The organism is Caballeronia sp. GAWG1-1, from assembly GCF_023631465.1.
Classification (GTDB): domain Bacteria; phylum Pseudomonadota; class Gammaproteobacteria; order Burkholderiales; family Burkholderiaceae; genus Caballeronia.
Genome location: NZ_JALQDB010000005.1, coordinates 35,235 through 56,024 on the forward strand (window position 1 = coordinate 35,235; position 20,790 = coordinate 56,024).

General features: G+C 58.6%; 16 protein-coding genes. 14 read left to right on the forward strand and 2 right to left on the reverse strand.

Going from position 1 to position 20,790, the window contains the following annotated elements; genetic code table 11:
* Positions 1–122: 122 nt before the first annotated feature.
* Genes NCT03_RS02560 through NCT03_RS02570 form a run of 3 tightly spaced genes read left to right on the forward strand, consistent with a single transcriptional unit; the run spans position 123 to position 6,054 of the window.
* Positions 123–1,337, forward strand: coding sequence for an efflux RND transporter periplasmic adaptor subunit (locus NCT03_RS02560; protein ID WP_250491849.1), 1,215 nt, complete (start codon positions 123–125; stop codon positions 1,335–1,337).
* A gap of 18 nt (positions 1,338–1,355) precedes the next feature.
* Complete coding sequence (locus tag NCT03_RS02565; protein WP_250491850.1) at positions 1,356–4,580, forward strand: efflux RND transporter permease subunit; 3,225 nt, start codon at positions 1,356–1,358, stop codon at positions 4,578–4,580.
* A gap of 1 nt (position 4,581) precedes the next feature.
* Positions 4,582–6,054 (forward strand): efflux transporter outer membrane subunit, encoded by a 1,473-nt coding sequence (locus tag NCT03_RS02570; protein WP_250491851.1) that lies wholly within the window; start codon positions 4,582–4,584, stop codon positions 6,052–6,054.
* A 97-nt stretch (positions 6,055–6,151) separates the two neighbouring features.
* Here the strand turns inward: NCT03_RS02570 and NCT03_RS02575 are convergent, their stop codons facing one another.
* Positions 6,152–7,531, reverse strand: a complete 1,380-nt coding sequence (locus NCT03_RS02575) for a nucleobase:cation symporter-2 family protein (protein WP_250463355.1) — start codon at positions 7,529–7,531, stop codon at positions 6,152–6,154.
* A 335-nt stretch (positions 7,532–7,866) separates the two neighbouring features.
* Between NCT03_RS02575 and NCT03_RS02580 the strand changes: the two genes are divergently transcribed.
* From NCT03_RS02580 to fghA, 4 genes are all read left to right on the forward strand, one after another.
* A complete protein-coding gene (locus NCT03_RS02580; protein WP_250491852.1) occupies positions 7,867–9,279 on the forward strand; it encodes a xylulokinase in 1,413 nt (470 codons plus the stop codon).
* A 176-nt stretch (positions 9,280–9,455) separates the two neighbouring features.
* The gene (locus tag NCT03_RS02585) at positions 9,456–10,670 is read left to right on the forward strand and encodes an AGE family epimerase/isomerase (RefSeq protein ID WP_250491853.1); all 1,215 of its coding nucleotides are present in this window, start codon (positions 9,456–9,458) and stop codon (positions 10,668–10,670) included.
* Positions 10,671–10,702: 32 nt separating this feature from the next.
* Positions 10,703–11,809, forward strand: a complete 1,107-nt coding sequence (locus tag NCT03_RS02590; protein WP_244827166.1) for an S-(hydroxymethyl)glutathione dehydrogenase/class III alcohol dehydrogenase — start codon at positions 10,703–10,705, stop codon at positions 11,807–11,809.
* A 14-nt stretch (positions 11,810–11,823) separates the two neighbouring features.
* A complete protein-coding gene (gene fghA, locus NCT03_RS02595) occupies positions 11,824–12,675 on the forward strand; it encodes an S-formylglutathione hydrolase (protein WP_250491854.1) in 852 nt (283 codons plus the stop codon).
* Between the two features lie 22 nt (positions 12,676–12,697).
* On the opposite strand, the gene NCT03_RS02600 is transcribed toward fghA, so the two are convergent.
* Positions 12,698–12,928: a hypothetical protein gene (locus NCT03_RS02600; RefSeq protein WP_250491855.1), complete on the reverse strand. Its 231-nt coding sequence runs from the start codon at positions 12,926–12,928 to the stop codon at positions 12,698–12,700.
* A 398-nt stretch (positions 12,929–13,326) separates the two neighbouring features.
* On the opposite strand from NCT03_RS02600, the gene NCT03_RS02605 reads away from it, so the two are divergent.
* The 7 genes from NCT03_RS02605 to NCT03_RS02635 all read left to right on the forward strand — a co-directional run bounded on the left by NCT03_RS02605 (position 13,327) and on the right by NCT03_RS02635 (position 20,787).
* Entirely contained in the window at positions 13,327–15,678 is a 2,352-nt protein-coding gene (locus tag NCT03_RS02605; protein ID WP_250491856.1) for a type VI secretion system Vgr family protein, read from the forward strand.
* A 3-nt stretch (positions 15,679–15,681) separates the two neighbouring features.
* Entirely contained in the window at positions 15,682–18,135 is a 2,454-nt protein-coding gene (locus NCT03_RS02610; protein WP_250491857.1) for a M23 family metallopeptidase, read from the forward strand.
* Position 18,136: 1 nt separating this feature from the next.
* On the forward strand, positions 18,137–18,610 hold the full coding sequence (locus NCT03_RS02615) for a hypothetical protein (RefSeq protein ID WP_250491858.1): 474 nt from the start codon (positions 18,137–18,139) through the stop codon (positions 18,608–18,610).
* Positions 18,607–19,083, forward strand: coding sequence for a hypothetical protein (locus NCT03_RS02620; protein WP_250491859.1), 477 nt, complete (start codon positions 18,607–18,609; stop codon positions 19,081–19,083). Before NCT03_RS02615 ends, NCT03_RS02620 begins: the two co-directional genes overlap by 4 nt.
* Before the next feature lie 43 nt (positions 19,084–19,126).
* On the forward strand, positions 19,127–19,555 hold the full coding sequence (locus NCT03_RS34015; RefSeq protein WP_350030132.1) for a hypothetical protein: 429 nt from the start codon (positions 19,127–19,129) through the stop codon (positions 19,553–19,555).
* A gap of 499 nt (positions 19,556–20,054) precedes the next feature.
* Positions 20,055–20,474: a hypothetical protein gene (locus NCT03_RS02630; protein WP_250491860.1), complete on the forward strand. Its 420-nt coding sequence runs from the start codon at positions 20,055–20,057 to the stop codon at positions 20,472–20,474.
* A 52-nt stretch (positions 20,475–20,526) separates the two neighbouring features.
* On the forward strand, positions 20,527–20,787 hold the full coding sequence (locus NCT03_RS02635) for a PAAR domain-containing protein (RefSeq protein WP_250463372.1): 261 nt from the start codon (positions 20,527–20,529) through the stop codon (positions 20,785–20,787).
* Positions 20,788–20,790 lie beyond the last annotated feature (3 nt).

Consider the following 20,790-nt stretch of genomic DNA (forward strand, 5'->3'; position numbering starts at 1 on the left):
ATGGGGAAGATTAGGTATCCCGAAAAGACGATTGGCATCGACGTTCTTTCCGTCCGTTCTCGACCGAGGACGTGCGTATCTATTCATCTATTTATCCCGGTAACCACAGAGGTCGTCGCTCCATGCGTTTCGAACGGATTCCATACCGCCTCATCTGCGCTTTGTCGGTCGTCACGCTAGCGGCCGCATGCGGTGAAAAACATCCGGACATGCCGGCGCATGCGCCCGAAGTCGGCGTCGTCATGCTTGCGCCGGTCGCGGTGCCCGTCACGAGCGAACTGCCGGGCCGCACCAGCGCTTTCATCGATGCACAAGTGCGTGCGCGCGTCGATGGCATCGTGCTGCGCCGTGAATTCACCGAAGGCAGTCTCGTCAAGGCCGGTCAGCGGCTCTACAAGATCGACCCGGCGCCGTACATCGCCAAGCTGGACAGCGCGAAAGCGTCGCTTGCGAAGGCCGAGGCGAATCTCGCATCGACCAATGCGCAAGCCGAGCGCTACAAGGTATTGGTCGCCGCGAACGCGGTGAGCAAGCAGGACTATGACAACGCTGTCGCGTCGGCCGGTCAGGCCGCCGCCGACGTGGCACAGGCTCGCGCCTCCGTGCAGACCGCGCGAATCGACCTCGGCTATACCGATGTCACCTCGCCCGTGACCGGCCAGATCGGCATCTCGCAGGTCACGCCGGGCGCCTACGTGCAAGCGGCGCAGGCCACGCTCATGGCAACCGTGCAGCAGCTCGACCAGGTGTATGTCGATCTCACGCAATCCAGCCTCGACGGGCTCAAGCTGCGCCGCCAGATTCAGGAAGGGCGTCTTACCGCGTCGGGTCCGAACGCCGCGAAGGTTTCGCTGATTCTCGAAGACGGCCGCGTCTATCCCGAACAAGGCCGCCTGCAGTTTTCCGATGTAACCGTGGACCCGTCCACCGGCTCGGTAACCGTGCGCGCCGTGTTCGAGAACAAGGATCGCGTGTTGTTGCCCGGCATGTTCGTGCGAGCGCGTATCGAAGAGGGCGTGAATCCGCAGGCGCTGGTCGTGCCTGTCACGGGCGTCACGCATGACCAGAAGGGCACGCCGATCGCACTGATCGTCGATACCGACGGCAAGGTCGCGCTACGCGAGCTCGTGACCTCCGGCATGGTCGGGCAGAACTGGGTCGTCGACAGCGGCGTGAAGGCGGGCGACCGGGTGATCGTCGAGGGTATCGAGAAGGTGCGTCCCGGCATGCCGGTGAAAGCGGTGACGGTTCAGTCGCCCGGGCCTTCCACGCAGCCTTCTTCCGACAATCAGGCCGCCGCTCCCGCGAAGGCTGCTTCAGCCGTTGCTGGCGCGTAGGGACGGAGGGTACGCCACATGGCCAAGTTTTTTATCGATCGCCCGATTTTCGCGTGGGTGCTTGCCATCATCCTGATGCTCGCGGGCCTCGCGTCGATCTCGACGCTGCCGGTCGCGCAATATCCGACGGTCGCGCCACCCAGCATCCAGATTACGGCGACGTATCCCGGTGCATCGGCGCAGACGGTCGAGAACACAGTCACGCAGGTGGTCGAGCAGCAGATGAACGGGCTCGACCATCTGCTCTACATTTCGTCCACCTCCGATGACTTCGGCACGGCCACCATCACGCTGACCTTCGCGGCGGGCACCAACCCCGACATCGCGCAGGTGCAGGTGCAAAACAAGCTGCAACTGGCGACACCGAACTTGCCGCAGATCGTGCAGCAACTCGGGTTGTCGGTTTCGAAGTCGAGCAACAGCTTCCTGCTCGTGCTCGCGTTCGTCTCCGAAGACGGCAGCATGAGCCGCAACGATCTCTCCAACTACGTCGCGTCGCATTTGCAGGACCCCATCAGCCGAGTCAACGGCGTGGGCACGGTGAGCCTGTTCGGCACGCAGTACGCCATGCGCGTCTGGCTAGATCCAAACAAACTCAGCAACTTCCAGCTCACACCGGTCGACGTGCAGAACGCGCTCAAGGCGCAGAACGTGCAAGTCTCGGGCGGCCAGCTAGGCGGCACGCCCGCGGTGCCCGGCCAATCGATGCAGGCCACGATCACCGAAGCCACCTTGCTGCGCACGCCCGACCAGTTCGGCAACGTGCTTCTGAAAGTGAATCAGGACGGCTCGCAGGTGCGGGTGAAGGACGTGGCGAAGGTGGGTCTCGGCGGCGAGAACTACAACTTCGAGACGCAGTACAACGGTTCTCCGGCGGCGGGCTTCGGTATCAATCTGGCGACGGGCGCGAACGCGCTGGCGACGGCGGACGCGGTGCGCGCGAAGGTACAGGAGCTGTCGAAGTACTTCCCGCCCGGTCTCGTCGTAAAGTATCCGTACGACACGACGCCGTTCGTGCGCCAGTCGATCTCCGACGTGGTGAAGACGCTCATCGAGGCCATCGTGCTGGTGTTCCTCGTGATGTATCTGTTCTTGCAGAACATCCGCGCCACGCTCATTCCGACCATCGCGGTGCCGGTGGTGCTGCTCGGCACTTTCGGCGTGATGGCGGCGGTGGGTTTTTCCATCAACACGCTGTCGATGTTCGGCATCGTGCTCGCCATCGGCTTGCTGGTGGACGACGCGATCGTGGTCGTCGAGAACGTCGAGCGCGTGATGAGCGAGGAAGGGCTTTCGCCGAAGGAAGCCACGCGCAAGGCCATGGGCCAGATCACCGGCGCGCTGGTGGGCGTGGCGCTCGTGCTGTCGGCGGTGTTCGTGCCGGTGGCGTTCTCGGGCGGCTCGGTCGGGGCGATCTATCGCCAGTTCTCGCTGACCATCGTCTCGGCAATGGTGCTCTCCGTGCTGACCGCGATGATCCTCACGCCGGCCTTGTGCGCGACCATCCTGAAGCCCTTGCCGCAAGGTCACGAGGAAAAGACCACGGGTTTCTTCGGCTGGTTCAATCGGACCTTTAACAAGGGCCGCGACAAGTATCAGGTCGGCGTTGCGCGTGTGATTCGGCGCTCGGGGCGCTTCCTCGTGTTATACCTCGCGGTCATCGCGGTGGTTGGCCTCCTGTTCACCAAGCTGCCGAAAGCGTTCCTGCCCGACGAAGATCAGGGCACGATGTTCGTGCTCGTGTCCACGCCCGCCGGTTCCACGCAGGAAATGACCCAGCGCGCGCTGAACGACGTGGCCAATTATCTTTTGAAGAAGGAAAGCGGGATCGTCGAGTCCGTCTTCACGGTCAACGGCTACAGCTTCGCGGGCCGTGGCCAGAACTCCGGCCTCGTGTTCGTGCGCATGAAGGACTTCGCCAAGCGCCAGAGCGCGGACGAAAAAGTGCAGGCGCTCGTCGGCCGAACTTTCGGACAGTTTGCGGGCTATCGCAATGCGCTCGTGTTTCCGGTGAATCCGCCGTCGATTCCCGAACTCGGCACCGCGTCGGGCTTCGACTTCGAGCTGGAGGATCGCGGCGGCGTGGGCCACGAAAAGCTGATGGAAGCGCGCGGCATGCTGCTCGGTCTGGCCGCGAAAGATCCGTCGCTTGCGCAGGTGCGCCCGAACGGCTTGAACGACACGCCGCAGTTCAAGGTCGACATCGACCGCGAGAAGGCGCTTGCGCAAGGCGTGTCGGCTTCCGATATCGACCAGACGTTTTCGATCGCCTGGGCGTCTTCGTTCGTCAACAACTTCCTTGATGTCGACAGCCGGATCAAGAAGGTGTATCTGCAAGGCGACGCGCCGTTCCGCATGTCGCCCGACAACATCAATAGCTGGTACGTGCGCAACAACGCCGGTTCGATGGTGCCGTTTTCGTCGTTCGCGACCGGCCGATGGAGTTTCGGCTCGCCAAAGCTCGAACGCTACAACGGCAATTCGTCAGTCGAAATTCAGGGCATGGCCGCGCCGGGCCGCTCCACGGGCCAAGCCATGCAGGCCATCGAAGCCATCGCCGCGAAGTTGCCGGCAGGCATTGGCTACGAATGGACGGGTTTGTCGTTCCAGCAGATTCAATCCGGTTCGCAGGCGCCGGTTCTGTACGGCATTTCGATCCTCGTGGTGTTCCTGTGTCTCGCGGCGCTCTATGAAAGCTGGTCGATCCCGTTCTCCGTGATCATGGTCGTGCCGCTCGGCGTGGTCGGCGCGTTGCTTGCCGTCACCTTGCGTGGACTCGAAAACGACGTGTACTTCCAGGTCGGTCTTCTGACCACGGTGGGCCTGTCGGCGAAGAACGCCATTCTGATCGTCGAGTTCGCGCGCGACTTGCAGATCTCCGAAAAGATCGGACCGATCGAGGCCGCGCTCGAAGCCGCGCGTCTGCGTCTGCGTCCCATCCTGATGACCTCGCTCGCCTTCATTCTCGGTACCTTGCCGCTCGCAATCAGCAATGGCGCGGGCTCGGCGAGTCAGCACGCCATTGGCACCGGTGTGATCGGCGGCATGGTGACCGCGACGTTCCTCGCCATCTTCATGGTCCCGATGTTCTTCGTCGTCGTGCGCGCGCGCTTCGGCGGCGACAAGGAAGACGCGGACGCCGCGATCGCGCATTACGAACGGCAACGTGCCAATGCCTCGCACGGCGAGGGAAAGGGCAACAGCAACAGCAACGGCAACGGCACGGGCAAGCAGGGACATTGAGATGCGTAGATTTTCTTTGATTGCAGCAGCCGTGTCCGTGATCGCGACCGGCTGTACGATGGCGCCGAAATACGAGCGCCCCTTGCCGCCAGTCGCAGCGAGCTTTCCGACAGGCGGTGTGTACGAGACGCAACCGCCGGGGGCGCACAATGCAAACGGCGTGTCCGCGGCCGACACTGGCTGGCGCAATTTCTTCGTCGATGCGCGTTTGCAGCAGCTTATCGATATCGCATTGAAGAACAATCGCGATCTGCGCGTCGCCGTGCTCAACGTGCAGGCGGCGCAAGCGCAGTACCGTGTCGTGCGTTCGAAACTGTTTCCGACTATCGGCGCGCAAGCGGGCCAGTCGAAGCAGCGCACGCCGAAAGATCTGTCGTTTCTCGATCAGACGATCTCGAATCAGTATTCGGTCGGGTTGAACGGCGCATGGGAGATCGATCTGTTCGGCCGCGTGCAGAGTCTCAGGAATCAGGCGCTCGCGAAGTATCTTGCAACGGCGTACGCACGCAAGGCAGCGGAGTTATCGCTCGTGTCCCAGGTGGCGACACAGTATCTGCAAGTGCTGGAGGCTGACGACCTGCTTCAAGTCACGCAACAGACGCTCAAGACCGCGCGCGATTCATACGGTATCAACAAGCTCAAGTTCGATAACGGTACGGCATCGGAACTGGAACTGAGTCAGTCGCAGACCGTGGTCGAAAGCGCGGCGGCCAATTTCCAGGCGCAGGAGCGCGCACGCGCGCAAGCCGTCAATGCGCTCGTGCTGTTGCTCGGCGAGCCGATGCCCGCCGAGATGGCGGGCGGCATGCCGCTCGACGATCAGCACCTGTTGACCGATATTCCGGCGGGTGTGCCGTCGGATCTGCTGACGCGCCGTCCGGACATCATGGAGGCCGAGCAGAATTTATTGGCGGCGAACGCGAACATCGGCGCGGCGCGCGCGGCGTTCTTCCCGAGCATTTCGCTCACCGGCAGTTTCGGCACGCTGAGTCCGTCGCTCGGCGGGTTGTTCAAGCCGGGTTCGGCAGCATGGAGTTTCGCGCCGACCATCACGCTGCCGATCTTCGAAGGCGGTCAGAACATGGCCAATCTCGATCTGGCGAACGTGCAGAAGAAGATCGAGATTGCGCAGTACGAGAGGGCCATTCAGTCGGCCTTCCGCGAAGTCGCCGATGGGCTCGCGGCCCGCGGCACTTACGATCAGCAAATCGCGGCGCTCACGCGCGAAGTGAGCGCACAGCAGCGGCGTCTCGATCTTTCGACATTGCGCTACAAGCAGGGCGTCGATAGCTATCTCGGCGTGCTCGAAGCGCAGCAGGATCTGTATTCGACACAGCAGATGCTGATCACGGCGCGCACTGAGCGTTTGTCTAAACTAGTGAGCTTGTATCAGGCGCTCGGCGGCGGATGGATCGAGCATACGGGAGACATGCCGCGCGAGGCAGATGCGCCGGTTGCGGCATCGGCGGGTTGAGATCGTGCGAAACAGCGCCTGCTGTTCTTGCGCGACGTAAAAAAAGCGCCGCGGCTTACACCGCGGCGCTCAACGCAAGCACTACAGGAATCTGCTCTTACTGCGCTTCACGCGCATGAGCCGCGCCGTCGAACTCGTGTGCGGCCTCGCGAATCTCGCGGCGCGCATCGCGCTCCTTGCGCACGCCGTTGAACACGATATTCAGAATCACCGCCGACACCGAAGCCAGCAAGATGCCGCTGTGAAGAATCGGCTCCAGCGCATGCGGCAGTTGCGTGAAGAACTTCGGTGCGACCACCGGCACCATGCCCATACCCACGCTCACCGCGACGATGAACAGGTTGTGATGGTTCGTCGAGAAGTCCACGCGCGACAGCGTCTTGATGCCGTTCGCCGCGACCATGCCGAACATCACGATGCCCGCGCCGCCAAGCACGAACGGCGGCACCGAAGCGACCACTTGCGCCATCTTCGGAAAGAGGCCGAGCACGACGAGAATCACGCCGCCGGTCGCGCAGACGAAGCGGCTCTTCACGCCCGTCACGCCGATCAGCCCGACGTTTTGCGAGAACGACGTATGCGGGAACGAGTTGAAGACGCCGCCGATCAGCGTGCCGAGGCCATCGACACGCAGGCCGCGCACGAGCGCTTTCTGATCCACCGGACGATCGACGAGATCGCCGACCGCGAGAAACATGCCGGTCGACTCGATGAAGGTCACGAACATGACAATGACCATGGTCGCCACCGACAGCGCGTCGAAGTGCGGCAAGCCGAAGTGGAACGGCAGCACGACGCCGACCCACGGGGCGTGCGCGACGCCGTCCATGTTGACGCGGCCGAGCATGGCGGCGATCACGAAGCCCGCGACAATGCCGAGCAGCACCGAAATATTGGCGATGAAGCCGCGCGCGAACTTGTTGATGAGCAGAATCAGCGAAAGCACGACGAGCGACAGCAGCAGATAAACGGGATTGCCGTAGTCGGGATTGCCCACACCGCCCGCCGCCCAGTTGATGCCCACGCCCATCAGCGACAAGCCGATCACCGCGATCACCGTGCCGACCACGACTGGCGGGAAGAAACGCAGGAGCTTGCCGATCATCGGCGCGAGCACGATGCCGATCACGCCGGCCGCGATGGTCGAGCCGAACACATCGAGAATGCCGAGCGAAGGATTGGTGCCGATGGCGACCATCGGGCCGACTGCGGCGAAAGTACAACCCATGATGACCGGCAAGCGGATGCCAAAGATCCAGAGACCGAGCGTCTGGATCAGCGTGGCGACGCCGCATGAAAAGAGATCGGCGCTGATGAGGAACGCGATCTGATCCTTGGACAGATTCATCGCGGCGCCGAGAATCAGCGGCACCGCAACCGCGCCCGCGTACATCACGAGAACGTGCTGGATGCCAAGTGTCAGTAACTGTCCTGTCGGCAAACGCTCGTCCACCGGATGCACCTTGTTCGAAGCCATGTCTCTCTCCTTGTATGCCTTGGCATTTGTGTGGCCTCCACGGTAAGTGCATCAAAATGCGCGAACAAGACCATGGGACGCTATACGCCGCGTTCGCACGCCGATATATATTTAGCGCGCCCGGATCATTTGCGTTTCGCGGAAGTCCTTGCTACAAGGGGTTTGGCGGTTATCGAAGCAGAACCGTCGTGTGACGAAAGGCTGCCATCTTCGTGTGCTCGTTATGATGTTCATGGCGGCGCGCGTATAGTCCGTTTTTCATGCTCGTCGCGTATTGGCGGGGTTAACCCGCGATTTACGCGTTTTCCCTTACTCCTTCCGAAGCACGAAATCCCATGCGTTTCTTAGGCATCGATCTCGGTACGGGTTCGCTGAAACTGGCCATCATCGATGAACGCGGCCACGAGGTCGCCATGACGAGCCGTGCTTATTCGGTCACGAGCGCGCATCCCGGCTGGGCCGAAACTTCCGTCGATACCTGGTACGCCGCGCTCGCCGATGCCGCCGCGCATCTTCCCGTCGACGAACGTCAGGCGGTGCGCGCGATCGGCTTTTCCGGTCAGATGCATGGCGTCGTTCCCGCCGATGCCAACGGCCGCGCGTTGCGCCCCGCGATGCTCTGGCCGGACACGCGCGCGAGCCATCTGCTCGATGCGTGGCCCGAGCCGCAGCAAAACCCCGTCGCGCCGGGCATGGCCGGTCCGCTGTTGCGCTGGCTCGTCGCGCATGAAAGCACGCTTGTCACGCAGATGCGCTGGGCATTGCAGCCGAAGGACTGGCTGCGCGCGCGTCTGGGCGGCGCGTTCGTGACGGATGCATCGGATGCATGCGCCACGGCGCTCGCCGCGCCATCGGGCGAATGGGACGATGCGCTCATCGACAAGCTGGGTTTGCAGCGCGCGTGGTTCGCACCGCTGGCGGCATCGCATGCAACGGCGGGCACGTTGTCGGCGGCAGCGGCGGCGGAACTGGGCTTGCGCGCGGGCATTCCGCTCGCCGTCGGCGCGGGCGATACGCCATGCGCCGCGCTCGGCAGCGGCCTCACCGCCGACGGCGACGCGCTTCTCACCACGGGCACCGGCGGTCAGATCATCGTGATGTGCGACGCCGCGCCCGCACCCGTGCACGGACTGCATACGTATCGCGCGGCGAGCGGCGCGTGGTATCGCATGGCGGCCATGCAAAACGTGGGCGTCGCGCTCGAAGCGGTGCGCGGCTGGCTTGGTTATGCATCGTGGCCGGCCGCTTACGACGACGCTTTCGCCGCCGACCCGAGCGCCTCCGTCACGTTCCTGCCGTACCTGAGCGGCGAGCGCTCGCCGTGGATGAACCCGGCAGCGCGCGGCGGCTGGCTCGGCCTCGGTCTCAACGATTCGCGCGGCACGTTGATGCGCGCCGCCTTCGAAGGCGTGACGTTCGCATTGCGTGCGGGACTCGATGCCATCAGACAGCACGGCACGCCGCTGACTTCGTTGCGGCTTGCGGGCGGCGGTTCCATCGATGCACGCTGGCGTCAATTGCTCGCGGATTCCCTGCAAGCCGAACTCCACGCCGTCGATTGCCCGAACGCGGCAACGCGCGGTGCGGCGATGCTCGGCGGCATCGCGGCGGGGCACTTTCGTATCGACGAGATTCACGCGCTCGCGCCATCCGCGACACGGGTCGCGATTCCGCAAACGAACCCCGCACTCGATACGCGGTATGCGCGCTTCATCGATCTGTACCAGCGCGCGCATGACTGGTTTTGAGCGTGGGCGCTCGGGGCATCGGCTACGCAAAGTGCCATGTCTAGAGCGAACCCACGCCGACCCCGCGCCGCGTTTTTCTTTTACCGCTTAAACTTTGCGCTCGACCGAAGTTCGCGCCGTCCGGTTCATGAAGAACCGCTTCATATGAGCTGCCCCTGACCACATCGAAATCAGCCATGTCCGCATCCGCACCGTCGCAACCCGCTTTCCGCTCGCGCGAATTCCTGCTCGATCACGCGCTGCACACGATGATCTTCTATCACCCGCACTGTCTCGATCCGAACGGCGGGTTCTATCACTACTACAAGAACAACGGCACGATCTACGACCGCAAGTCGCGGCATCTCGTGTCGAGCACGCGCTTCGTCTTCAACTACGCGATGGCGCACAAGCACTTCGGCCTCGACGAATATCGCGGCGGCGTGAAGCACGGCATCGACTATCTGCGCGAGTTTCACTACAACCCGCAAACGGGCGGCTACGCGTGGACGCTCTCCGGCCGCGACGTCACCGATGCGACGAATCATTGTTATGGCCTTGCGTTCGTCGTGCTTGCGTATGCGAAGGCGATCGAAGCGGGTTTCGACGAAGCACGCGCCTATCTCGACGAAACCTGGCAACTAATGGAGACGCACTTTTGGGACGCCGCCCACGGCTTGTACAAGGACGAAGCGAGCGCCGACTGGAAGGTGTCGGACTATCGCGGCCAGAACGCCAACATGCACACGTGCGAAGCGTTTCTCGCCGCCTTCGAGGCGACCGGCGAAGCGCGCTATCTCGACCGCGCGGCGCTCCTCGCCGACAACATGGTGAACCGTCAGGCAGCGCTTGCGGGCGGGCTCGTGTGGGAGCACTACAAGCCGGACTGGTCTGTCGACTGGGATTACAACAAGGGCGATCGCAGCAACATCTTCAGGCCTTGGGGTTTTCAGCCGGGACATCAGACCGAATGGGCGAAGCTGCTGATGATTCTCGACCGGCATCGTCCGGAAGCGTGGCATGTCGCGCGTGCGCGTGAGCTTTTCGATCGCGCGATGGAACTGTCATGGGACGACGAGCACGGCGGCATGGTCTACGGCTTCGATCCCGACGGCAAGTTCTACGACGAGGACAAGTACTTCTGGGTGCAGGCGGAATCGTTCGCGGCCGCGGCCTTGCTCGCGGATCGCGCCGAACGTGATGGCGACAGCGCCGCCGCGACGCGCTACTGGAACGATTACGACCGTTTGTGGACCTATAGCTGGGCACATTTCGTCGATCACAAGTACGGCGCGTGGTATCGCATCCTCACGCGCGATAACCGCCAGTACAACGACGAGAAAAGCCCCGCCGGCAAGACCGACTATCACACGATGGGCGCATGCTACGAAGCGCTGAACGTGATCCGCTAATTCCTATCAAACCACATCAGGAGCCTTGAACGATGAAGACCAAAGCAGCAATCGCATGGGAAGCAGGCAAGCCGCTCACCATCGAGGAAGTCGATCTCGAAGGCCCGCGCGCGGGCGAAGTGCTGATCGAAGTGAAAGCGACGGGCATTTGCCACACCGACTACTACACGCTCTCGGGCGCCGACCCCGAGGGCCTGTTCCCCGCGATTCTCGGCCACGAAGGCGCAGGCGTGATCGTGGATGTCGGGCCGGGCGTCGGCACGCTGAAGAAGGGCGACCACGTCATTCCGCTCTATACGCCGGAATGCCGTCAGTGCAAATTCTGCCTCTCGCGCAAGACCAATCTCTGTCAGGCAATTCGCGCGACGCAGGGCAAGGGCTTGATGCCCGATGCGACCTCGCGCTTTTCCATCGACGGCAAGCCGCTCTTTCACTACATGGGCACGTCGACGTTTTCGAACTACATCGTGGTGCCGGAGATCGCCGTCGCAAAGGTGCGTGAGGACGCGCCTTTCGACAAGATTTGCTACATCGGCTGCGGCGTGACGACGGGCGTGGGCGCGGTCGTGTATTCGGCGAAGGTCGAAGCGGGCGCGAACGTCGTCGTGTTCGGGCTGGGCGGCATCGGCCTGAACGTGATCCAGGGCGCGAAGATGGTGGGCGCGGACAAGATTATCGGTGTCGATATCAATCCGGGGCGCGTGGAGCTTGCGAAGAAGTTCGGCATGACCCACTTCATCAACCCGAACGAAGTGGAGAACGTGGTCGACCATATCGTGCAACTCACCGATGGTGGCGCGGACTATTCCTTCGAATGCGTGGGCAATGTGAAGCTGATGCGTCAGGCGCTCGAATGCACGCACAAGGGCTGGGGACAGTCGTTCATCATCGGCGTGGCGGCGGCGGGGCAGGAGATCAGCACGCGGCCGTTCCAGCTCGTGACCGGGCGCGAGTGGAAGGGCTCGGCATTCGGCGGCGCGCGTGGACGCACGGATGTGCCGAAGATCGTCGATTGGTACATGGAAGGCAAGATCAATATCGACGATCTGATTACGCACCATTTGCCGCTTGAACGTATTAACGAAGGCTTCGACCTGATGAAGAAGGGCGAGTCCATTCGTTCCGTCGTGATCTATTGAGAGAGGATGCAGCCATGCTCGAACTCGTCGAAGAACACCGTTGTTTCGATGGCGTGCAGCGTATTTACCGGCATCAGTCGGACGTGATTGGCCTGCCGATGCGCTTTTCGGTTTTTCTGCCCGCGCAGGCTGCCCATTCGCGCGTGCCGGCGTTGTTTTATCTTGCCGGCCTGACTTGTACCGAAGAGACGTTTCCCATCAAGGGCGGTGCGCAACGTTACGCTGCCGAGCATGGCATTGCATTGATTTCGCCGGATACGAGCCCGCGAGGAGCGGGTATTCCGGGCGAATCCGATGCGTGGGATTTTGGCGTTGGCGCGGGTTTTTATGTCGATGCGACGGTGGCGCCATGGGCCGAGCGGTATCGGATGTATTCGTATGTGACGCAGGAGTTGCGTGAGCTGGTTTTGCGAGAGCTGCCGTTGCGCGAGGACCGGATTGGCATTTTCGGGCATTCGATGGGTGGGCATGGTGCGCTCGTGCTCGCGTTGCGTAATCCTGATCTTTATCGCTCGGTGTCGGCGTTTGCGCCAATTGCCGCGCCGTCTTTGTGTCCCTGGGGCGTTAAGGCTTTCTCCGGATATTTTGGTGATAATCGCGAAGCGTGGAAGCTATACGATGCCAGCGAACTCGTTATCGGCGATGCGGCTTCGCGTTTCGATGGCGGGATCTTGATCGATCAAGGACTTGCGGATCAGTTTCTCGACGGGCAGCTTTTTCCGGATGTTTTCGAGCGGAATGCTCGGGAGGCGGGGCATCGAGGGGTCGTCTTGCGTAAGCACGATGGGTACGATCATGGGTACTTTTTTATTTCCACGTTCGTGGGGGAGCATGTTGCGCATCATGCGCGGGTTTTGTGTAAGTGATTTTTTTGGGTTTCGGCTGGCTTTATTTTTGTATCTGGTTGGGGCGCTTTTTTTCTTCGGGGAAGTTGCTCTGGTTTCTTGCGGTTCTTTGCAGTAGCCGCCTGCCCGGCGGAGGGGTTACTTTCTTTGCTGCTGCAAAGAAAGTAACCAAAGAAAGCAGCTTTGGAACCGGCTTCTGAAGCACAACTGGTTCCTCGCTATTTCCCACAAACCCTTTGAGCACTTCCCATTGTTCGCGCTTGTGGTTAATCAATTATTAGGTATGCGGCGTTTTTGACTTCACTGTGTATTGGTCTAATGAATCCGGACGCTGATTTAGGCGAGAATGGTCGCCATGAAGAGGTGTCTGATGAGCAAGCAACGACGTACGTTTTCCCCGGAGTTCAAACAGCAAGCCGCCGGTCTGGTGTGGTGCGGCCCAATATCGGTAAGCGTGGCCCAAGCATCGAATGTCGCATCGGACAAGTCCGAATGTTGACCTGAACCGTTCCAGCACACACGCATATAACTTCTTGAATCTGCGGAATATTCAGCGGTTCCTACAGAATCCCGCTCAGTTCATTGCCTAATGGCAGCAATTTATTGCGTCACAATGGCCCGTGGTCGAAAAAGTAATTTCGTCGTCCTTTCGAACACGAGGCAACGCAAGACATGGCTGCAACCGATTTTCTGACGGCGATCAAAGATCGCAACGCATGGCTTTCCCAGCACCTCTCATTGACTGTCGCAGGACTTAAGGTCCCGGTCCGTCCGCTGGAATACACCATCACGGAAGCGATGAACGAGTTGTTCGAACTCGATATCCTCATCTATTCCGACGATCAGACGCTCGATGGCGTCCACTTTCTCGGCAAGAACGTGTCCTTCGTCGTCGAGGAGCGCGCGGCGCTGAAGTACCTCGACACCGCATCGCGTCACGCGCGGACCTTGCACGGCGTAGTCCGTGAATTCACGCACCAGAGTTCAAGCAACGATGGTGCGCAATTCCGTCTGAAGATCGCGCCACGTGTGTCCTTACTCGATCTGACGAAGACGTCAAACGTCTTTTTACAGAAGACGCTCAAGGACATTTTCTACGAGCTATTGGTCGATCGTGAACATCTCTTTCCGCATGATATCGAGTTGAATTTTGAGGGCGTCGATCAGCGCTACGATCAACTGCTGATGCACGAGGAAAGTGTTCTTGAATTTTTCCGACGTCAGTGCTTACGGCATGGGCTGTATTGGTACTTTAGGCACGCTCCGCTCGACAGTAAAACCCATCGCGATACGCTCGTGGTGGATAACCGTGCGAACGGTTACATGCGTTCGATCGACGTGCCCTACATCCGTCCCAATGGTCTGGACGGCGAGTTTCACGAAGCGCTGCTGAGCATCAAGCGCAGCCAGACGCTGCTGCCTGAAAGCGTCGAGTTGCGCGATCACAACTATCGGACGCCCAATGCGCCGGTGTCCGCGATCGCGTATGTGGATCGAGGCGACAAAACGCTCCATGGCCAAATCGATCGGAGCAGCGAGCATTTCCATACTCCGGAAGAGGCGCAGGCGCTCACCAAAGTTCGTGCGCAGGACATTGCTTCGAAGCAGGTCATCCACACTGGCACGACGAACATCGCCGGGCTGTATCCGGGCTGGGTGCTGACGACCACCAACCACAAGTTGCCGAAAGCGCCTTATGGTCTGGTGATCGTCAAGCTCAAGACGACGGGTTCGCTCTCCAAGCCGGTTCTGAACGAATTCGAAGCCACGCCTGCGGACAAGATATGGCGGCCCGAGTACGTCCCCGAGCGCGACTGGAAATGGATGAACGGCTCGATCATCGCGACGATCGAATCGAGCGCCGAGGGCAGCCCCTATGCGGATTTAGACGCGCATGGCCGGTATCTGGTCAGGTTTCACTTCCATCGTGGCGCGGGCAAGTCGGGATCGAACAGCATGCGGCTACGGCTGATGACGCCGTCGGCCTCGCGCGAAGGCGGGTTTCATGCGCCCTTGCTACCCAAAACGGAAGTCAGAATTTTTTTCACAAATTCTGATATCGACAGGCCCTATATAGGATTCGCCGCCTTCGACTATTCACACACGAATCACGTTCACGGGCTTGAGGGCTGGAACTCGCGTTCGGTGTGGCGCTCGGCGCTGCTCGCCAACAAGGTGCGCTTCGAGGACTTCAAAGGCCGCGAAGGCGTGAAGCTGGCGACGATCTATCAGAAGTCGTCGGTGAGCATGGGCTATCTGGTGGACAACCAGAAGCAGCTTCGCGGTGAAGGCGTCGAAATTCACACGCAGGGCCACGCGACCATTCACGGATCGAAGGGGCTGTTCTTTTCTGCGGATGCGTTGTCGAGTCCGAATGCGCCGCATCTGGAGATGAACGCCGCGCTGAAGGAACTGCAATCGGCTTTGACGCGCGTCACGTCGCTGGTTCAGGCGACGACGCAGGCGAAGGCCAAGCCTGCTGATCGTGATACGCAGGCAAGCTTGATGGACACGCTCGATCAACTCAAAAGCGCTGGCCTGCTCGCGAGCGCGCCGGGCGGCATGGCCTTCGTGACGCCGCGCTCGGTGCAGCAGGCGGCGGGCGACAACGTGATCGTCAATGCGGGCAAGCACGTCGATATCAGTGCGGTGAGGCGCTTCACGGTCGCTGCGGGCGAATTGATTTCGCTGTGTGCGCAGAAGCTGGGCATGAAGCTGTTCGCAAAAGGCCCGGTGGATATTCAGGCTCACGACAGCACGCTGAACCTTTATGCCGACCAGCAATTGCACGTCTCCAGCGCCAACGCGGGTGTGCTCGTCAACGGCAAAACCCGCGCCGTCCTCGCCTGCGGCGGCGCGGCGATCAAGATCGAGAACGGCAGCATCGAATTGGTCTGTCCGGGGGATTTCAAGATCAAGGCGGCGTCGTTCACGTTTGAGGGGCCGCAGAGCCTGAATCCGCCGCTGCCGAATTTACCCAAGAGCGATTTCAAGCTCGCAGAAACTTATATTCAATCTCGCTAAAACATGATTATCAGCCCCCCGTTCCTTCCGGCTGAAGGCCTCACCGTGCCCGCCGAGAAGTGGAAAACCGATCCGATGATGGATGTGGTGGATAAGTTCGAGCTGACCTATAGCGGTGTCTTTCCGATTGCCTCGGATCGTCGCTGGCATTGCGGCATGCATCTGGTGCCTGATTGCGGACTTGGCCAGAAAGAGCCGGTGCGCGCGATTGCTGATGGCGAGGTCGTGGCGTATCGCGTGGCGCAGAATGCAGTATCGGATGGGCAGAAGAAGTCCGATGGCACCAATGCGCTGAACAGCAATACGGGCTTCGTGCTACTCAAACATACGACCGACACGGGCGAAGGTCGCACGATCACGTTTTATTCGCTGTACATGCACCTGCTCGACATCGTGGGCATGCAGGGGCTTGTGCCGCAGCTGCAGCCAAGCCAGGCTCCGCAAAACAGCTCACCCAACGCGCTGCCTAAGTGGCTGCTCGCCGAGACCGAAGGCGTTCAACCCGGCGGGAGCAAAAAGGTGTATCGCAAGGATCAGCTCGGCTATGTCGGGAAGTATCACAACGAGACTCATCTGCACTTCGAGATCTTCATGACCGAGGCGGATTTCACGGCGTGGTTTGAGCAGAATGGTCATAAGGTGGCACTGGGAGAGTCGCACCCGGAGACGCCAGTGTCAAAGGACTATTGGGGGCATACGTACTTCGTCATCCCTGAGAAATCCGCATTCGTCAGCGTGCCTCCGGGAATGGCAAGCCTGAACACTGGAGGACACACCCCAAAGCCATTTTTTCCGGCGCTGAATGAGGGCGTCTTGGGCGATGGCAATACGCTGTATGTCCAGACGTATTTCAGTCGCGGCGAGCGGTTCATGCGCGCGTGGATCGATCGGGGCGATGGTACGCTGGTCGCGCTTACGCCGGATGAGCCGATCAAGGATAAGTTCGACGAATACGAGTATCAGTTATACGAACGTGCCACGAAGCTTTACGGAACGTGTCCGAGCGATGGCTACGAGATGCTGCGCTTCGGGCGGATTCTGAGTACGGATACGCCCTCGCTGTCGGCAGAAGCACAGGCGACGTGGCTGGCTGTGCCGTTCGATCAGGGCAAGGTCGGATATATCAATGTGAATCAGCAGACGGTGAAGAAACTGTCGGATGCGGATTTCCCGTTCTTTATGGACTGGCAGAAGATCGAGGACGGCAATACGCCTTTTGATCAGGCTGGTCTGTGCGGATATGACGAACTATGCCGGATCACCGGCGTGACCGATCTACAGTCGGCTGATGCGGCTACGCTTCAGGAATTCAGTAAAGAGGAAAGCCTGAAATCGTACGTACAGGGACAGGCGGCGGTGCGTGCCAAGCTAAAGGGCTTTATTTGCCATGCGAAGAGCGAGTGGGACGCGAGTAACAATGAAGCTCGATACGGCGGCTTAAAAGAGCCGGAGGGGTTTTTTGGAAAGCCCAAGGATGTCGATCCTGACGGGTACACGCGTTTCATCGAGTTTGTGGAGCAGTCGCAATTCATGGGGCAAGTGCAGGTGCAGTCGGGTGAGGACAACAAGCTTTGGTTCTTCCATCCGCTTGCGTTTATTCGGCACTTTAGGAAGTGTGGGTGGTTGAGTCAGCGAGAACTCGCGTGTACATTTCCACGGTACTTATTTTACACGTCAAGCGGTTCTCCGATCTCCGCCATTAAGACAGATAACGACACATTTACTCTTAAGCAAACTGTCGCATCATCTCGCATCGAGAATCACGTCGTTGCTCTCAATCAAACTATTCGGAAGTACCTTGGATTCGACACAAAGAGAATTGCGATGTTTCTTTCTCAGGTTTTGCTTGAAACTGCACAGTGGCGAAACTTGGGAGGTACGCGAAGACTGCTACATGAGTGGGGTTTTGGGAACTATTCAGCGGCGAACCCCGCAACTAAATTTTATGGACCGTTTTACGGGCGGGGCATCATGCAATTAACTTGGGCTGGTAATTACAGCCAATACGGGAAATTCCGGGCACTTCCGCCCCACGTCGGCTCCTATATTGAACGTCTGCCGAACGCGTCGCCCAGAATTACAGAGACCTCAAAGCACTATGACTTCAATCCGTCGGATCGTGGTCAGTTGATAACTTGGTTTCCGCGATTCGACCCAGATTCGATTGGAGAAGACGCGTCTCTTGCCTGTGACTCCGGCGGATTCTATTGGATTTCCAAACCTTTCTCGTTAGGATTAAACATTAATCGCGTAGTTGATAGAGATTATTCAGCGGATAACGTAGGTTTCGTCAATCGACTTGTCAATGGTGGCCCGAATGGTTACAACGAAAGACAGGCTTATACAGTGTTTATGCTGAACCAATTATGGGATGCGATGGCTGACTTCTTCCCTGAGTTGCTGACGCCCGCTCACCGCTCGGCAATAAAGCCGGATCTGACTCGCATAGAGAACTAAATTGAAAATATTAAAACTTTTTATGTTTGTTCTATGGTTTTTTCTGACCGGACCAACTGTCGCAGCGGACCAGTACAAGAATTTTCGTGTGGCTCCTTCTGTGACGACGTCCATTTATCGTGTCGATAGCTCAGTAAAAGTTAAGATTTCGGAGGTAGGTAAAAAAGAACGGTATCAAGTATTGACTTTTGATACCGAAAGCACGCTGCATCTGGCTGTAGCGGACTATGCTTTTAACGGGACGAAGGGCTTTTCCGTGTGGTATCTGGACGAAGGAATGGGTAAAGACACAATCTCAATGGTGTTTCTATTCTCATTGAAACAACATCGATTCGTCGAAATTCGGCCCGCTTGTGGGGACGACTTTGTTAACCTTCAAATTGACAACGTCAGACGTGAATTGGTTAGCACGTATTACGAAAGAAACGAAGCCGTGCTGTGTCGAACAAAGTCTAAAAAGCTCAGCCCACAATGAAATCCCCGATCCGCTACGGCGACAGAATCGAACACAGCGGCGAAGTCACGAGCGACTCGCGTCCAAAAACAATTAAAGACACGTTATTTTTTGCGGCTCTGCTTGCTTGCTCAGCTTCTGCTTTCTCAGCGAGCCCAAACAGTAGCGGCGATGCTTTTTCGCAATGTATGGCTCGCACAAGTAACGATAGGCTAACCTGTGGTTCTGGATGCGGAATGATTTTGCATCAGTGCTACGAGGAGGGGGTATCCGAATTGAATCGGAATTCCGAAAAAATTGTTTTGCAGATAAATAATGTCAGTTCCTCATGCGTAACGGTTGCGAAGGATTATCTGAGTATATTTTCGCAAGCATCCGAACGTATGAAAAAGGAAGCAGCGGATCAACCAGGTTGGTTGGAAGATGAGCTAGATTTACATTTCGCAAAACAACAGCTAGCCACACTTAAGCTGCTCTTGAAAGAGTGTAGATAAGAATCATGCGTTGTCCCCCTTCCTTACGGCCGAAGGCCTTACCATGCCTGCTGACAAGTGGAAAACCGATCCGATGATGGATGTGGTGGATAAGTTCGAGCTGACCTATAGCGGCGTCTTTCCGATTGCCTCGGATCGTCGCTGGCATTGCGGCATGCACCTAGTGCCTGATTGCGGACTTGGCCAGAAAGAGCCGGTGCGCGCGATTGCTGATGGCGAGGTCATGGCGTATCGCGTGGCGCAGAATGCAGTATCGGATGGGCAGAAGAAGTCCGATGGCACCGATGCGGGTCTCCTCCGACGTCTGTCCCGTTCTTTCACAAATAACTATCGGTTATGTGCCGCAGATTCCTTAGCCTGCTCTCCCTATATATTTCCGTGCCGGGTCTCGCTAATGCCGAACCTAAGCTTCCTGCCGCGCGGGAAGAATCGCACTATGGCACATGCTTTGAATCGATTTCAGACGGTATGAAAACGGTTCGCGGCGTGGACTATGAGGCAGATGAGAATATCTTCCAGCAAGAAGTAACTTATGGCAATGATCAGATAATTCTCACGGGTGATCGTACTTCGGGTACAAATTCCTCACGGACAATTTTTGAGGGACGCGCTGGTGGGAGTTGGTGCGTCGTACTTACGTCACCGCCTGTTGCCAGTCTCTCTCCGGTGAGCCCACGTAGTGTGACAGCAGAGCCGATACGATGGAAAACATCGACGCAGGCATCACCTGGCTATCCGGAAACTCACGTAATCTATGTTTGGAGTCAAGCGAGTCACATTTATAAGCCATCGCAATGCTATTTAGTATCAGGTGGGAAGAGACAAAATATTAGTTGCTCAAACGCGTATAGATGACTGCGTATCGACTAGGAACGGCAGGGTTGGAACTGTTTAATTTGCGTAAACGCAAAGACGGGGCCTCGGTCCTCCAGATCGAGCCGAATGAAAAATAAGTTATGATATTAAAACTGATGAAGGTGCTTTCCCTTCTATCGCTTTTCATCCCCATGGTAGCCCATTGCGATGCATTTGCAGATGTTTACTGCTTCTCATCAGACATTAACGGCATTGAAGACTTCGAATTTCGCATGTTCTTCGATCAGTCAACGAAATTTTCAAGCGGGTTTGTCCGATACCAGAATTCGAAATCTGTAATTCCGCTAGTGCTGAAATCTGCTGACGAACAGACGTTGAGTGCAGGTAGGCCGGACGAATTAACCTCGACGTGGCTTGAAGTTAATCGCGGAAAGATTACCGGTGAATACGAAATGGTAAGTCAAGGAGCCAACATTTATTCAATGGTATATACAAATTATGGTACACGGAAAAAGTCAAGCTTTATTCTTGATCCAAACGTCACCCCTAGCCTTGAGAAGGGTTGTCAGTGGTAGCTTTCTGTAATGCGTGTCCTCAAGATGGGCATGCAAATAAAAAGGTTTGCAAATGAAATCCCCCATCCGCTACGGCGACAAACTCGAGCACGGCGGCGAAGTCACAAGCGGCTCGCCGTTCAGCACGTTCATGGGCCGCGCACTCGCGCGCCGCGACGACAGCGCCCAATGCGACCTCCACGGTCAAACCACGATTGCCGAGGGCGACGAACGGTTCCCCGATCGCGACGGCAAGCCCTACGCGATGCAGGATCATCGCTGCGCGTGCGGCTGTCGCCTTATCTCATCCTTGCAGAACGTGAACTTCGCGTAAAAC

Excerpts from the sequence above, each read along its gene's own strand:
- NCT03_RS02560 (WP_250491849.1), top strand. The coding sequence starts at position 123 with ATGCGTTTCGAACGGATTCCATACCGCCTCATCTGCGCTTTGTCGGTC.
- NCT03_RS02565 (WP_250491850.1), top strand. The coding sequence starts at position 1,356 with ATGGCCAAGTTTTTTATCGATCGCCCGATTTTCGCGTGGGTGCTTGCC.
- NCT03_RS02570 (WP_250491851.1), top strand. The coding sequence starts at position 4,582 with ATGCGTAGATTTTCTTTGATTGCAGCAGCCGTGTCCGTGATCGCGACC.
- NCT03_RS02575 (WP_250463355.1), bottom strand. The coding sequence starts at position 7,531 with ATGGCTTCGAACAAGGTGCATCCGGTGGACGAGCGTTTGCCGACAGGA.
- NCT03_RS02580 (WP_250491852.1), top strand. The coding sequence starts at position 7,867 with ATGCGTTTCTTAGGCATCGATCTCGGTACGGGTTCGCTGAAACTGGCC.
- NCT03_RS02585 (WP_250491853.1), top strand. The coding sequence starts at position 9,456 with ATGTCCGCATCCGCACCGTCGCAACCCGCTTTCCGCTCGCGCGAATTC.
- NCT03_RS02590 (WP_244827166.1), top strand. The coding sequence starts at position 10,703 with ATGAAGACCAAAGCAGCAATCGCATGGGAAGCAGGCAAGCCGCTCACC.
- fghA (WP_250491854.1), top strand. The coding sequence starts at position 11,824 with ATGCTCGAACTCGTCGAAGAACACCGTTGTTTCGATGGCGTGCAGCGT.
- NCT03_RS02605 (WP_250491856.1), top strand. The coding sequence starts at position 13,327 with ATGGCTGCAACCGATTTTCTGACGGCGATCAAAGATCGCAACGCATGG.
- NCT03_RS02610 (WP_250491857.1), top strand. The coding sequence starts at position 15,682 with ATGATTATCAGCCCCCCGTTCCTTCCGGCTGAAGGCCTCACCGTGCCC.
- NCT03_RS02620 (WP_250491859.1), top strand. The coding sequence starts at position 18,607 with ATGAAATCCCCGATCCGCTACGGCGACAGAATCGAACACAGCGGCGAA.
- NCT03_RS34015 (WP_350030132.1), top strand. The coding sequence starts at position 19,127 with ATGCCTGCTGACAAGTGGAAAACCGATCCGATGATGGATGTGGTGGAT.
- NCT03_RS02630 (WP_250491860.1), top strand. The coding sequence starts at position 20,055 with ATGAAGGTGCTTTCCCTTCTATCGCTTTTCATCCCCATGGTAGCCCAT.
- NCT03_RS02635 (WP_250463372.1), top strand. The coding sequence starts at position 20,527 with ATGAAATCCCCCATCCGCTACGGCGACAAACTCGAGCACGGCGGCGAA.